This is a genomic window from Silicimonas algicola, from assembly GCF_003970735.1.
Classification (GTDB): domain Bacteria; phylum Pseudomonadota; class Alphaproteobacteria; order Rhodobacterales; family Rhodobacteraceae; genus Silicimonas; species Silicimonas algicola.
The window spans coordinates 2143891-2158061 of sequence record NZ_CP034588.1 but is presented as its reverse complement, the minus strand read 5'-3'; the positions used below and the strand labels follow the sequence as shown (position 1 = coordinate 2158061).

15 protein-coding genes are annotated in these 14171 nt (G+C 67.3%); 10 read left to right on the top strand and 5 right to left on the bottom strand.

Going from position 1 to position 14171, the window contains the following annotated elements:
- Window positions 1-19 precede the first annotated feature (19 nt).
- The 5 genes from EF888_RS10740 (at window position 20) to EF888_RS10720 (ending at window position 4693) form a co-directional block, all read left to right on the top strand.
- On the top strand, window positions 20-682 hold the full coding sequence (locus EF888_RS10740; protein ID WP_109758999.1) for a hypothetical protein: 663 nt from the start codon (window positions 20-22) through the stop codon (window positions 680-682).
- 9 nt (window positions 683-691) lie between these two features.
- The gene (locus EF888_RS10735; RefSeq protein WP_109758998.1) at window positions 692-2023 is read left to right on the top strand and encodes a PQQ-like beta-propeller repeat protein; all 1332 of its coding nucleotides are present in this window, start codon (window positions 692-694) and stop codon (window positions 2021-2023) included.
- Window positions 2024-2070: 47 nt separating this feature from the next.
- A complete protein-coding gene (gene der, locus EF888_RS10730; RefSeq protein ID WP_109758997.1) occupies window positions 2071-3543 on the top strand; it encodes a ribosome biogenesis GTPase Der in 1473 nt (490 codons plus the stop codon).
- A gap of 4 nt (window positions 3544-3547) precedes the next feature.
- Complete coding sequence (locus EF888_RS10725; RefSeq protein ID WP_109758996.1) at window positions 3548-4207, top strand: leucine-rich repeat domain-containing protein; 660 nt, start codon at window positions 3548-3550, stop codon at window positions 4205-4207.
- A gap of 246 nt (window positions 4208-4453) precedes the next feature.
- The gene (locus EF888_RS10720) at window positions 4454-4693 is read left to right on the top strand and encodes a calcium-binding protein (protein WP_109759031.1); all 240 of its coding nucleotides are present in this window, start codon (window positions 4454-4456) and stop codon (window positions 4691-4693) included.
- 85 nt (window positions 4694-4778) lie between these two features.
- Here the strand turns inward: EF888_RS10720 and EF888_RS10715 are convergent, their stop codons facing one another.
- Entirely contained in the window at window positions 4779-5501 is a 723-nt protein-coding gene (locus tag EF888_RS10715; protein WP_109758995.1) for a hypothetical protein, read from the bottom strand.
- A gap of 45 nt (window positions 5502-5546) precedes the next feature.
- A complete protein-coding gene (gene serS / locus EF888_RS10710; RefSeq protein WP_109758994.1) occupies window positions 5547-6836 on the bottom strand; it encodes a serine--tRNA ligase in 1290 nt (429 codons plus the stop codon).
- A 130-nt stretch (window positions 6837-6966) separates the two neighbouring features.
- Here serS and EF888_RS10705 point away from each other — a divergent pair, with 130 nt between their 5' ends.
- Complete coding sequence (locus EF888_RS10705) at window positions 6967-8082, top strand: Ppx/GppA phosphatase family protein (protein ID WP_109758993.1); 1116 nt, start codon at window positions 6967-6969, stop codon at window positions 8080-8082.
- A gap of 66 nt (window positions 8083-8148) precedes the next feature.
- On the opposite strand, the gene EF888_RS10700 is transcribed toward EF888_RS10705, so the two are convergent.
- Window positions 8149-8934: a Bax inhibitor-1/YccA family protein gene (locus EF888_RS10700; protein ID WP_109758992.1), complete on the bottom strand. Its 786-nt coding sequence runs from the start codon at window positions 8932-8934 to the stop codon at window positions 8149-8151.
- Window positions 8935-9079: 145 nt separating this feature from the next.
- A complete protein-coding gene (locus EF888_RS10695; protein WP_109758991.1) occupies window positions 9080-9307 on the bottom strand; it encodes a YjiS-like domain-containing protein in 228 nt (75 codons plus the stop codon).
- 127 nt (window positions 9308-9434) lie between these two features.
- Between EF888_RS10695 and EF888_RS10690 the strand changes: the two genes are divergently transcribed.
- Window positions 9435-10304 carry a LysR family transcriptional regulator gene (locus tag EF888_RS10690; protein WP_109758990.1) on the top strand — a complete coding sequence of 290 codons (870 nt, stop codon included), beginning with the start codon at window positions 9435-9437 and terminating at the stop codon, window positions 10302-10304.
- On the opposite strand, the gene EF888_RS10685 is transcribed toward EF888_RS10690, so the two are convergent.
- Window positions 10294-11253 carry an NADPH:quinone oxidoreductase family protein gene (locus tag EF888_RS10685; RefSeq protein WP_109759030.1) on the bottom strand — a complete coding sequence of 320 codons (960 nt, stop codon included), beginning with the start codon at window positions 11251-11253 and terminating at the stop codon, window positions 10294-10296. The genes EF888_RS10690 and EF888_RS10685 overlap by 11 nt on opposite strands.
- A gap of 253 nt (window positions 11254-11506) precedes the next feature.
- Here EF888_RS10685 and EF888_RS10680 point away from each other — a divergent pair, with 253 nt between their 5' ends.
- The 3 genes from EF888_RS10680 (at window position 11507) to EF888_RS10670 (ending at window position 14089) form a co-directional block, all read left to right on the top strand.
- Window positions 11507-11884, top strand: a complete 378-nt coding sequence (locus EF888_RS10680) for a helix-turn-helix domain-containing protein (protein WP_109758989.1) — start codon at window positions 11507-11509, stop codon at window positions 11882-11884.
- Window positions 11885-11969: 85 nt separating this feature from the next.
- Window positions 11970-12767, top strand: coding sequence for a histidinol-phosphatase (hisN, locus tag EF888_RS10675; protein WP_109758988.1), 798 nt, complete (start codon window positions 11970-11972; stop codon window positions 12765-12767).
- Window positions 12768-12799: 32 nt separating this feature from the next.
- On the top strand, window positions 12800-14089 hold the full coding sequence (locus EF888_RS10670) for an 8-oxoguanine deaminase (RefSeq protein WP_420902669.1): 1290 nt from the start codon (window positions 12800-12802) through the stop codon (window positions 14087-14089).
- Window positions 14090-14171 lie beyond the last annotated feature (82 nt).

The window sequence follows — 14171 nt, the reverse complement described above, 5'->3', positions numbered from 1 at the left end:
ACAACAGGGCGGGGCTTCGGTGGCCAATCAGGATTCCTTCGTGACCGAGGTGTCGGACGAGGTCCGGCGCGACAAGCTGTTCAGGCTGATGCGGCGCTATGGCTGGATCGCGATCCTCGCCGTCGTGCTTCTGGTTGCCGGGGCCGCCTTCATCGAATGGCGCAAGGCGCGCGACGCAGCTGAAGCGCAGGCGTTCGGCGACGAGATCCTTGCCGCCCTGAGCGGGGCCGACGACGCCGCGCGGGCCGAAGCGATGGCAGCGCTTCCAACGCCCGAAGAGCCGACCCGCCGCGCCATCCAGGGGCTTCTGGCGGCGTCGGCGCAGTCCGAGGCCGGCAACGCGGACGTGGCCAGGGCGTCGCTCGAGGCTCTGGCAGCCGACACGGCCGTGCCGCAGATCTATCGCGACATCGCCCTTCTGAAGTCGGTCATGGTCTCGGCCGGAACCGTCGCGCCCGCGGACCGGGTCGCAAGCCTGCAACCGCTTCTCGCCGCCGGCAACCCATTGCGGCTTCTGGCGCTCGAACAGCGCGCCTTTGCCGAGGTCGAGACGGGCGAGACGGAAGCCGCCATCGCCACGCTCCGCGGGATACTCGCGGATGCCGAGGTCACGGAAGACTTGCGCGTTCGTGCGACCCAGTTGATTGTGGCGCTCGGTGGCACGCCCGAGGCGCAGGGCTGAGCCAGGGACATGCGCGAGCGAGAAGGGTCGAGGGGCCGGGCTGTGAGGAATTTCGCGACATCGGTGGCGATGCTGGCGCTTCTGGCCGCCTGCGGCGACCAGGAGGTACTGCTGCCGGGCGAACGGCTCGACATCGCGGGTCTGCCTGACACGGGCGAGGTCGTGAACCGCAGCATCCCTGTCGCCTTGCCGCCTGCCACCGTCAACGCCGAGTGGAGCCATGTCGGCGGCAACGCCCGCCACCAGCTTTCCCATCCCGCGCTCGGACGGTCGCTCACGCGCGTGTGGAGCGCTCCGATCGGACAGGGCGCGGACCGCAGGCACCGCATCACGGCGGACCCCGTCGTCTCGTCTGGCCGGATCTTCACGATGGACAGCCGGGCCACGGTTTCGGCGCATTCGACCGGCGGGGCGGCGCTCTGGTCGCGCGACCTGACGCCACCTTCGGAGAATGCCAACGAGGCCTCGGGCGGCGGGATCGCCGCGTCGGGCGGGCGCGTCTATGTCACCACCGGCTTCGGCACGCTGACCGCCCTCGACGCCGCGTCGGGCGCCGTCGCCTGGATGCAGGACCTCGACGCCGCGGCCACGGGTGCTCCGACGGTTGCGGACGGCGTGGTCTATCTCGTCACCCGCGACGACGTGGGCTGGGCCATCGACGCGGCGAGCGGTCGCGTGCTGTGGCAGATCCTCGGCGCGACAAGCAACTCCGGCCTCGCAGGGGGGCCGTCGCCCGCCGTTGCCGACGCCCAGGTGATCTTCCCCTTCTCGTCAGGCCAGATGCTGGCCGCCGTGCGGTCGACCGGCAGCCAGACCTGGGCGGGATCGGTCGCGGGCGAACGGACGGGACGCGCCTTCAGCCGCTATGCCGACCTCTCGGGCGAGCCCGTCGTTTCGGGCGGCACCGTCTATGCCGCGAGCCACGCGGGGCGCGCGGCGGCCTTCGACGTCGAGACGGGTCTGCCGCTCTGGCAGGCGAACGAAGGCGCGATGAACCCGCCCGTCGTCGTCGGCGGCTCGATGTTCATGGTGACGGACGAGAACCGGCTGGCGCGGCTCGACGCCTCGACCGGTGAGACGGTCTGGATTGTCGACCTGCCGTTTTACCGCAGGCCTCGCCTGTCGCGGCGCGAGACGGCCTATGTCCATTTTGGACCCGTCCTCGCCGGCGGACGGCTGATCGTTGCGTCGGACGACGGGCTTCTGCGCGAGTTCGATCCGGCCTCGGGCGCCCTTCTGGGAACCCGCGATCTGCCCGGCAGCGTCGTGCGCAACCCGGTCGTTGCGGGTGGGACGCTGTATCTCGTGACCGAGAACGGGGAACTCCACGCTTTCCGCTAGGCGGGCGCTCTGCTAAGGACGCCGCCTGACGTCACAAAGGGGCCGACATGAGCTTCACCCTCGCCATCGTGGGTCGCCCGAACGTGGGCAAGTCCACGCTGTTCAATCGTCTGGTCGGCAAACGGCTGGCGCTGGTCGACGACCAGCCCGGCGTGACGCGCGACCTGCGCGAGGGCGAGGCGCGCCTGGGAGAGCTGCGCTTCACCGTCATCGACACGGCGGGACTGGAAGAGGCGACGGACGAAAGCCTTCAGGGCCGGATGCGCAAGCTGACCGAGCGCGCGGTCGAGATGGCCGACGCCTGCCTCTTCATGATCGACGCCCGCGCGGGCGTGCTGCCCGCCGACGAGATCTTCGCCGACATCCTGCGCCGCAAGTCCGCACAGGTGATCCTTGGCGCCAACAAGGCCGAGGGTCGCGCAGGAGAGGGCGGCTACGTCGAAGCGTGGTCCCTCGGTCTGGGCGACCCGATCGCCCTTTCCGCCGAGCACGGCGAGGGGATGTTCGACCTCCTTCAGGTGCTGCGCCCGCTGGTCGAGGCGAAGGGGGCCGAGGCGGCGATCATCGAGGAGGCGGCGCCCGAAACGGACGTCGACGTCAACGAGGACGACGAGGCCGACACCTCGGTCCGTATGCCCACCGCCGACCGGCCGATGCAGATCGCCGTCGTGGGCCGTCCGAACGCGGGCAAGTCGACCCTCATCAACAAGCTTCTGGGCGAGGATCGCCTGCTGACCGGCCCCGAGGCAGGGATCACGCGCGACGCCATCTCGCTGCCCTTCGACTGGGAGGGGATGCCGGTCCGCATCTTCGACACCGCCGGGATGCGCAAGAAGGCCAAGGTTCAGGAGAAGCTTGAAAGGCTTTCGGTCGCCGACGGTCTGCGCGCGGTGAAGTTCGCCGAGGTCGTTGTCGTCCTTCTCGACGCGGCGATCCCCTTCGAGCAGCAGGATCTGCGCATCGCCGATCTTGCCGAACGCGAGGGGCGGGCCGTTGTCGTCGCCGTCAACAAGTGGGACGTCGAGGATCACAAGCAGGAGAAACTGAAGGAGCTGAAAGAGAGCTTCGAGCGCCTTCTGCCCCAGCTTCGCGGCGCGCCGCTTGTGACCGTCTCGGCCAAGACCGGCCGCGGTCTCGACCGCCTGCGCGAGGCCGTCGAGCGCGCCTATACCGTCTGGAATCGCCGCGTGACGACCGCGCAACTGAACCGCTGGCTTACGGGGATGCTCGAGTCCCATCCGCCGCCCGCGCCGGGCGGACGCCGCATCCGGCTGCGCTATGCCACGCAGGTCAAGACACGGCCGCCCGGCTTCGTCGTCATGTGCTCGTATCCCGACAAGCTGCCCGAGAGCTACAAGCGCTATCTCGTCAACGGCCTTCGCGACGCCTTCGACATGCCGGGGACGCCCATTCGGCTGCACTTCCGGGGTCAGGGCGACAAGAACCCCTACAAGGACAGGAAGAAGTCCAAGCCGTCCCGGCTGCGCAAGCACCTCGGCAAACCCTCCCCGAAGGAGTGATTGCGTGCGGAGGATCGCCGCTGCCTTCCTGATCTTCGTCGCCATCGTCGCCGCCGGGTTCGTGATGACCCGCGACAGGGGCGAGGACGCGGCCTATGCCGAGGCCGAGGCGCGCATCGCCCAGGGTGCAAGGGAGCGCGTGCGCGTCCTGTCGCTTCAGGGGCTGGATGCGCTGGAAAAGATCCCGCCCTCCATCTCAGATCTCGACCGCCTGGCGCAACTCAGCCTGAGGGGCACACGGGTATCGGACCTCGCGCCGCTTGCCGCCGTCCCGTCGCTGCGGGTCCTGTCGCTTCGCGACACGCGGACGGGAGACCTTGCGCCGCTCGAAGCGCTGCCCGACCTCGAGATCCTCGACCTCGCCGGTTCCTGGGTGTGGGACCTCGGCTCCCTCTCGCGGATGCCTTCGCTCGAGCGGCTGGATCTGGGCGGGACGATGATCCTGTCCCTGGAGCCCGCGGTTCAGGCGGAGCGGCTGAAGTGGATAAACCTGCACGGGGCTCAGGCACGCGATGGCTCGGGTGAACATTTCATGTCGCTTCTGACCAAGGGGGTCGCCCTCAACAACGGTCGCACGTTCCGCGAGGACCGAGCCTCGACATGGGTCGGTCGACAGGCAAGGCGGCTTGGCCGGCTGACGGCAAGGCTCTCACCCTCCGACTGACGCTCCGCAGGCGCCGTTCCGCGCGACTCGGGTCTGCGGCTGCGCGCCGTCCCGCCCGCGACTGACCGCGCGGGACGGGCGGCGCACCTCCGCCGCACGGCAGGAGCCTCCGGGGCGTCTTTCGGCTCAGGTCAGGCTGCGCGAGCCCACCCCATTGCGCGGCGGCTGAGGATGACCTTACCTCACACTCGAAGCTTCTCAACGAGGCTCGGGCCCCTGCCTCCGTCAGAATAGATGGAGATGAAGATGACGAAGATCTGGACTGTTCTCGCCGCCGCCCTTCTCGGGCTCGGCGCGACCGCCGCCACCGCTGCCGATGTCACCGACACGGACGGAGACGGCATGTATTCGATGGAAGAAATTCAGGCCGCATATCCGGACCTGACCGAAGAGGTGTTCGCGACGATCGACGCCAACGCGGACGGTATGGTCGACGCGGACGAACTGGCGGCCGCCGAAACGGCCGGCACCCTGGTCGCGGGCTAAGGTCCTCCATGGTCGGCTCCGGTGCCTTTCACCGGGGCCGACACGCGGCGCGGCGGGGACGGCTTTCGTCTCCGCCGCGTTTCGATCAGGCCACCGCCAGTTTCGGTGAAGGTCGAATGACGGCGCGCACGGCGAGGACCAGCATCAGCACAGCGCCGACCGCCGCCAGCCCGGCCACGAGTGTGGATTTGTCCGACGCATCGACCGTCAGCCCGACAAGCGCCCATCCGATGGCGAGCGCGACCTCGGGCACGGCGAGCCGCGCCATCAGCCAGATGCCAAGCACCAGCGCGAGGACGAGGGCGATCACCGCCCATGTCACTTCGTCGAACCACACACCCCATCCTGCGCCGACAAGTGCGATCGAGATCGATGCCGCCGCCGTCAGCCAGCCGGCGAAAAGGCCCACGGGCCCCCTGACCATCCAGCGATGCGACGCCGGGGCGCGGAACAGCGCGCCCACCGCCCCGATCCACATGATCCAGATAAGAAGCGTCGCCCAGATCGCGCTTTCGAGGGCGACGAAAAGCCAGGCGGCCCCGACCACCAGCGCCACAAGGAGCCACGGCCGGTGCGGCCAGAAGGTCGGCGTATCCACGTGGAAGATGGCCGCGCCCAGCGTCGTGACGACGAGCCACAGGTAGATCAAGCCCCAGATCGAGAAGGTCCAGCCCTCGGGCTGCGCCACGGGGTCGGGCAGGGGGTTCGGAAAAGCTCGCGGATCGAACCCACCGAACGAGACGGCAAAGGGGACGAGGGCGAAGGCGAGTGCGGCCGCGAAGACGGCCCATGCGATGAGGCGTTCCATGCCCCCTGAAACCGCCGGGACGCCCGGCGGTTCCTTGCCCCTTGCTCAGGCGAGCCGGCCGTCCGGCGCAATGCGGGTCTTGCCGCCCAGCCAGGGGTGCAGCCCTTCGGGCAGGATGACGCCGCCATCCTCGGTCTGGCCGTTCTCCAGCACCGCGATCAGGCAGCGGCCGACGGCCAGGCCGGAGCCGTTCAGCGTGTGGACGAACTGGGGCTTGCCGTCCGCGTCGCGAACCCGCGCGTTCATCCGCCGCGCCTGGAAGTCGCCGCAGGTCGAAACCGACGAGATTTCGCGGTAGGTGTCCTGCCCCGGCAGCCAGACCTCGATGTCGTAGGTCCTGCGCGCGCCGAAGCCCATGTCGCCAGTGCAGAGGACGACGGTGCGATAGGCAAGCCCCAGGCGCTCGAGGATCGCCTCGGCACAGCCGCGCATCCGGGCGTGTTCGTCCTCGGACGTTTCAGGCGTGCAGATCGTCACCATCTCGACCTTCTCGAACTGGTGCTGCCGCAGCATCCCCGCCGTGTCCTTGCCCGCGCTTCCCGCCTCGGAGCGGAAGCACTGGGTATGGGCGGTCATGCGGATCGGCAGGCGGTCGGCATCGACGAAGCTGTCGCGGACCGTGTTGGTCAGCGTGACCTCGGACGTCGGGATCAGCCACATGCCCTCGCGAGTCTGATAACTGTCTTCGGCGAACTTGGGCAGTTGGTTCGTGCCCACCATGGCCTCGTCACGGACGAGGACGGGGGTCATCGTCTCGGTCAGACCATGCTCGGTCGTGTGGATGTCGAGCATCATCTGGGCCAGTGCGCGGTGAACCCGCGCCACCGCTCCGCGGAGGAGGACGAAGCGGCTGCCCGACAGCTTGGCTGCCGTCTCGAAGTCCATGCCGGGCTTCACCCCGGCGATGTCATAGTGCTCCTTTGGGGCGAAGTCGAAGGTCGGCACCTCGCCCCACTTATGGACCTCGACGTTCTCCGTCTCATCGCGGCCGTCCGGCACATCCGGGTAAGGCAGGTTCGGCAGGCCGAGGAGGATGTCGCGCAGACGCTCGTCCTCGACGCGCGCCTCGTCCTCGAGCCGCGCGATCTCGTCCTTCTTGTCGGCCACGAGGGCACGAAGGCGGTCGAATTCCGCGTTGTCGCCTCGGGCCTTCGCCGCGCCGACGTCCTTCGAGGCCGCGTTGCGGTCGGCCTGCGCGGTCTCGGCGGCGGTGATCTTCGCCCGCCGCGCCTCGTCGATGGCAAGGATCTCCGACGACACCCCCGACAGCCCCCGCCGCGCCATGGCGGCGTCGAAGGCCTGGGGGTTCTCGCGGATGGCGCGGATGTCGTGCATCGGGGTCTCCTGTCGCAAGTCGCGCGTTCTATCGCCCATTTCGGGCCGCGAGGAAAGGCGTCCGTCACGGCGCTTGCGCCCGTGGGGCGGCTTGCCATAGGCTGAAGGCAACCAGAGATCGGAGGGCGACATGCCGCCCAAGCGTCCTAGGGGCGCCGACCCTCTCCCGCTTGCGGTAGAAGAGGGCGGGCCCGACAAGGCCGATCCAGCAGAGCTCTACGCCGCGCTGGACCTCGGAACGAATTCCTGCCGAATGCTCATCGCTCAGCCGAAGGGCAACCAGTTCCATGTGGTCGACAGCTTCTCGAAGTCCGTCCAGCTTGGCCAGGGGCTCGAAGCGACCGGGCGGCTGTCGCGCGCCGCGATGCACCGCACAGCGCAGGCGCTGAAGATCTGCCGCTCGAAGATCGACAAATACGATGTCGACCGGATGCGGCTTGTCGCGACCGAGGCTTGCCGGCGGGCGACCAACGGCTCCGATTTCCTCGATTCCGTCTACCGCGAGACGGGCCTCAGGCTCGAGGTCATCAAGCCCGAGGAAGAGGCGCGGCTTGCCGTCATCTCCTGCGCTCCGCTGGTATCGTCGCGGACCGAGCAGCTTCTGGTGGTCGACATCGGCGGGGGTTCGACAGAGCTCGTGTGGATCGACATCAGCCGGGTCCCGCGGGTCGAGAGGCCGCGCGCGCTGATGCGCCTCAATACCGGTTTCGCGCCCGATCCCAACTCGCCCTTTCCGGCGGCGCGGGTGGTGGACTGGATTTCGGTGCCCCTGGGCGTGGCGACGCTGCGCGACCAGTTCGACGACGTCGAGAACGACGCCGCGCGGTTCGCGCTGATGAGCTGGTATTTCGAGGAAAACCTCTCGGAATTCAGCCCCTACGAGGCGGAGCAGACGCGGGAGGGGTTCCAGATCATCGGCACCTCGGGGACGGTGACGACGGTGGCGGCAAGCCACCTGGGCCTCAGGCGCTATGACCGATCCAAGGTCGACGGGCTGCGCATGACCTCGGACCAGATCGACAAGGTTATCCGCCAGTATCTCGAGCTGGGACCAGAAGGCCGCAGGATCGACCCGCGGATCGGCAAGGACCGGCATGCGCTCATCATGTCCGGCGCGGCGATCCTCCAGGCGCTACTGCGGGTCTGGCCGACCGACCGACTGACGGTGGCGGATCGCGGTCTGCGCGAGGGGCTTCTCTACGCCCAGATGTCGGCGGACGGGGTTCTGGAAGACGCGGCCTTCTGAAGGCTGGCCGTCCAAATGAAAAGGGCCGGCGCGAGGCCGGCCCTTCGTCGTTTGACGTGTAACCGTCTATTCCTGGTTGCCCATGAAGTAGAGCAGGAACTGGAACATGTTGATGAAGTCGAGGTACAGCGCCAGGGCGCCGTGAATCGCCGACTTGTCCAGCCAGTCCTGGTCCATCGCCTGGGCGTGGGCCACGTACATCGTCTTGATGTTCTGCGTGTCGTAAGCCGTGAGGGCCGCGAACAGCAGGACACCGATGCCCGAGATCGCGAACATCATCGCGGGCGATTGCAGGAACAGGTTGATGACCATGGCGACGATCAGGCCGATGACGCCCATGATCAGGAACGAACCGATGCCCGAGATGTCGCGCTTGGTTGTATAACCCCAGATCGACAGTCCCGCGAAGGCGATCGCCGTCACGAGGAACGTCTGCACGATCGAGAAGTCCGTGTAGACAAGGAAGATCGAGCTGAAGCTGATGCCGATCATCGCCGCGAAGGCGTAGAAGGCAACCTGCGCGGTACCCGACGAGGCGCGCTCGAGGATGCGGTTCCAGCCGAAGAAGATGAAGGCGAGCGGAGCGAGCATCACGACCCAGCGAAGCGGCGAGGCATAGAGCGCCTGGCCGAGGCCGGTGAGATATTCGCCGTCACGAAGCATGATGCCGGTGGCCGAGGGATCGGAGGTGACGGCAAGTCCGGCGATGGCCCATGCGGCCGCAGCCGTGATGAGCATGCCGACGGACATCGTGCCGTAGACCTTGTTCATGTGGGCGCGGAGGCCCTCATCGATCGCGGCCGTCCGTACACCTGTCGTAGCGGTGCCGCGGATGGTCTCGTATTCAGCCATGTGGTTGTGCTCCCCAAAGGATCTGGTCGGTGCCGGATCGGGAAACCCGTCCGTCCCTGCGCATATTGGCAGAGACGGACATGATTTCAACCGCCACGGTTCCGGGAACAGACTGTTTTTCAGGGGTGTGACCGCCGGTCGCGCCTCAGCGCGTCCAGCGTTCGGGCGCATCCCAGGCAGCGCGGCGCGATTCAGCGCGGGCGGCGCTGCGCGTGACGCCGATATCGGACAGACGCGACGCATCCATCTGCGCGAGCGCGCGGCGCTCGTTATAGATCGAATGAAGCGTCAGAAGACGGTCGAGCACACCGAGGCGGGCCGTCAGAATAACGGGGAAGAGGGCGGAGCGGGGGGTGTGGGTCATTGTCGTCATGTGTCTATGTCCTGTTGTCGAGCGTGGGTGCGTCGAGATCCTTTCATCATCGTGCTTGATGGATATGGGCCCTCCTGATACATTTTGAAAACGAATTCTTCTGATCCCATTCATCACGGAGAGTGATATGCCTCGGAACCTCGACCTGACTGCCGTCCGCTCGTTCGTGGCCGTGGCCGACACAGGCGGCGTCACCAAGGCTTCGGCGGTCCTGAACCTGACCCAGTCCGCGGTGTCTATGCAGCTCAAGCGGCTCGAGGAAAGCCTCGACCAGCAGCTTCTCGACCGGACAGGGCGGGGCGTCGGGCTGACCACGGCGGGCGAGCAGCTTCTGAGTTACGGGCGCAAGATCCTCGCCCTGAACGACGAGGTGATGAACCGGATGACCGATGTGGCTTACGAGGGCACGCTGGTCCTCGGCGTCCCGAGCGACATCGTCTATCCCGCGATCCCGCCGGTCCTGCGCTTCTTCCACGTCGAGCATCCGAGGATGAAGGTCCAGCTTCTGTCGTCGTACACGCTGCGCTTGAAGGAGATGTTCGCACGGGGCGAATGCGACCTGATCCTGACGACCGAGGATCACTGCGACCCGGGCGGCGAGACGCTGACCGAGAAGCCGCTTCTGTGGTACGGTGCCAAGGATGGCGTGGCATGGCAGCGTCGACCCCTGCCGCTGGCGTCGCAGCCGAAGTGCCAGTTCCGCAAGGGCATGATCGCATCACTCGACCGCGCTGGCGTGCCGTGGGAGATGAGCATCGATTCCGACAGTTCGCGTACCGTCGAGGCGACCGTCGTCGCGGATCTCGCCGTGACCGCGCAGCTTGCCGGCGCGGTGCCGCAGTTGTTCCAAGTGTCGCATGGGGGCGCCTTGCCCGATCTCGGGACACGGAAGATAAACTTCTACGTGGCCTCACAGGGTCGCAGCGAGGTGCTGGAGGATCTGGTCGGTCTCGTCCGGCGGTCGTTCATGGCCCCGCAACTTGCGGCTACGGGGTAAGCACGACCTTTCCCGTCGCCTCGCGTCGGCGCAGAAGATCGAGACCGTCGTTCGCCTGCGCCATCGGAAGGACCTGGCTGGTGTGGGGACGGATCCTGCCTTCGGAGTGCCAGCGCGTCAGTTGCGCCAGGCTGTCTGTCAGGACACCCGGAGCGAAGGCGCGGTAGCCGCCCCAGTAGAAGCCGATCACATCGACGTTCTTCACCAGGAGGTGGTTCGGACGGAGCGAGGGCAGGTCGCCGGATGCGAAGCCGATGATGATATACCGCCCCTCGGGCGCCAGCGCGCGCAACGCGGCCTCGCCCGCAGCGCCTCCGACAGGGTCGTAGACGACGTCGATCCGACCTTCGGTCTTCAGCGCCCCGCGCAGATCGGGCGTATCCGCATCGATGGCGACATCCGCACCCGCGCGCAGTGCCGCCTCGCGCTTGGCCTCCCCACGCGCTACGGCCACGACGCGGGCGCCAAGGGCCTTGCCGATCTCGACCGCCGTCAGCCCGACGCCACCGGCCGCTCCGAGAACGACAAGAGTTTCGCCCGCAGCCAGGCGCGCCCGGCGTGTCAGTGCCAGGTGAGAGGTGCCATAGGCGATCGGGAAAGCGGCGGCCGTGATGTCGTCCATCGTGTCCGGCACTGGGAAGCAGCGATCCTCGGACACGACAACGAATTCCGCCAGCCCGCCATGCCCACAGAAGGATGCGATTCGCTCGCCCGTCCGAAATCTGCCCGATTCCTCGCCAACGGCGTCAACAAGTCCGCATACTTCCATGCCGGGAACGAAGGGGCAGGGCGGCGTCTCTTGATAGGTCCCGTCGATCATCAAGGTGTCGGCAAAATTCAGCGCAGCGGCCTTTACCTTGATCCGCACCTGCCCAGCACCGGGTTCCGGACGGTCGACGACGCCCCAAGTCGGCGTGGCGCCTAGAGATTCTACAACCAGTGCGTGCATGGAATGGATCATGGCCCGTCCTAACACCTGTTGCCGAAATTTTACAAACGTGATCCGTAACACACCAGACGTTGCGTCATGCGTCATGATTGTATTAGTGTCCGACGCATACTTCGCAGGGTTGAGTCATAATCTTTCCGAGGTCGGAATTGGGCGGACGGCCGGTTCCCGAGACAAGGCCTAACCAAAAAGACAGCTATTCAGTTGTCTGCATTAGACGCATACCTGTAAAGGTTGCAGAGGGAGCCACGCTATGAAGCACCCAGTTGATGTCCACGTCGGCAAGCGGATACGGCATCGTCGCTGGCTGGTGGGCATGACCCAACAGCAGTTGGCCGAGAAGGTCGGCATCAAGTTCCAGCAGATCCAGAAGTACGAGACCGGGATGAACCGCGTCTCTGCCTCCCGGCTCTGGGACATCGCCGCCGCTCTTTCCGTACCGGTGAGCTTCTTCTTCGAGGGCCTCTCGGACGCGAACAACGTCGCCGAGGCCGACTATCAGTCCGACGTGCCTGTCGACATCCTGAAGGACAAGGAGGCGCTGGAACTCGTGAGGTCGTACTACGCGATCCCGGAAACGCAGCGCCGCCGCCTGTTCGAACTGGCCCGGGTGCTCTCCGACGTCGCTTAGCCGACCTGAGGATCCGTCGCTGGATCCTTGACGGTCGCGTGCGCTCTGCTAGGCCGGTCTCCAGCGAAGGGTGGGGAGCCAGCCGGTGACTTCAACGGACATCGACGCGTCACGGCTCTGGGCTGTCGCCGACCGCCTGGCCGATGCCGCGCGCGTAGAGACCCTTCGTCATTTTCGAAGCCGTGGCCTAGCGGCTGAAAGCAAACGCGCCGACTTCGATCCCGTCACTGTCGCGGACCGAAGCGCCGAGGCCGCGATGCGCGCGATCCTGGCGGAGGCGAGGCCGGACGACGCCGTCCTGGGCGAGGAGCACGGCGCGACAGCAGGGACCAGCGGCTTGACCTGGGTTCTCGATCCCATCGACGGTACGCGCGGTTACATCAGCGGAACACCGACCTGGGGCGTCCTCGTCTCGGTGGCGGATGCGGATGGCCCCCTTCTGGGCCTGATCGACCAGCCCTACATCGGGGAGCGGTTCAGGGGCGGGCTTGGCCGTGCCAGCGTCGAGGGGCCGATGGGCGAAGCGCGGCTCGGCGTGCGCCCCACCCGGACCCTTGCGGAGGCCACGCTCTTCACCACCTTTCCGGAGGTCGGGAGCCCTGAGGAGGGCGCCGCATTCCGGCGCGTCGCTTCCGAGGTCCGGCTGACGCGCTATGGCTGCGACTGCTATGCCTACGCGCTTCTCGCGGCGGGGCAGATCGACCTCGTGATCGAGGCCGGACTGCAGCCCTATGACGTGCAGGCCCCGATCGCGGTGATCGAGGCGGCAGGCGGGATCGTGACCGACTGGACCGGCGGTCGCGCCGATGGAGGCGGCCGCATCCTCGCCGCCGCGACGCCCGAAATCCACGCCGCCGCCATGGAGCGTCTTGCTTGGGTGTGACTGTTCTCCGCCGCGCCGACCACGTCTTGACGATGGACGGGGCCGAGCTTCGGAACGCCGACGTCCGGATCGAGGGCGGGGTCATCGCCGCCGTGGGGCAAGGGCTCGACGCGGCGGGGGCCGAGGTGCTCGACTGCGCCGGATGCGTCCTGACGCCAGGCCTCGTGAACACGCACCACCACCTTTACCAGACGCTGACCCGCGCCGTGCCCGGCGCGCAGGATGCGCTTCTCTTCGGATGGCTGAAGCGGCTCTACCCGATCTGGTCCCGGTTCACGCCGGAGGATTTCGCGCTGTCCGCGACGCTCGGGCTGGCCGAACTGGCCCTGTCGGGCTGTTCCACGACGTCCGATCACCTCTACCTCTATCCGAACGGAGCAAGGCTCGACGATACCATCGGCGCCGCGTCCGAGGTCGGGCTTCGCTTTCACCCGACGCGCGGGGCCATGTCGATCGGCGAAAGCGACGGCGGCCTGCCGCCCGACACTCTGGTCGAGAGGGAAGACGCCATTCTCGAGGACTGCCTGCGCGTGATCGACGCCTTCCACGATCCGGCACCCGGCGCCATGGTCCGCGTCGGCGTGGCGCCCTGCTCGCCCTTCTCCGTCAGCCGCGAGCTGATGCGCGATGCGGCGATCCTTGCCCGCGAAAAGGGCGTCAGGCTGCACACGCATCTGGCCGAGAACGACGAGGACGTGCGCTATTCGCTGACGACCTTCGGCTGCCGGCCGGGCCAGTATGCCGAGGACCTGGGTTGGACCGGACCCGACGTCTGGCATGCGCACTGCGTGAAGCTCGACGCGCAGGAGATTGATCTCTTTGCCAGAACACGCACCGCGGTTGCCCATTGCCCGTGCTCGAACTGCCGGCTCGGATCGGGGATCGCACCGGTGCGAGCCATGCGGGATGCGGGCGTGACCGTCGGCCTCGGTGTCGACGGATCGGCGTCGAACGATCGAGCGAACCTTCTGGCCGAGGCGCGGCAGGCCATGCTTCTCCAGCGGGTCGCGCACGGCGCGGACGCCATGAGCGCGCGCGACGCGCTGCACATCGCGACGGTCGGCGGGGCGGCCGCTCTGGGTCGAGACGATATCGGGCGGATCCGGGTCGGGATGCGGGCCGATATCGCGGGCTGGGATGTCTCGGGGATCGAAAGCGCGGGGTCCTGGGACAGCGCGGCCCTTCTTCTCGCAGGCCCATCGTCGGTTCGTGACCTGTTCGTCGAAGGTCGCCGTGTGGTTTCGGACGGCAGGATCGCCACGGTGGACATGGCCGCGCCTCTTGCGGCGGCACGCCGCGCCGTCGCCCGGCTCGCAGGCTAAGGGTTGTTTGCACGCCTTCCGATCGCGGGTTACGGCGTCACTGTCGGCAAATGCGTATTGGAAGAAGATGAACGGCAACCGC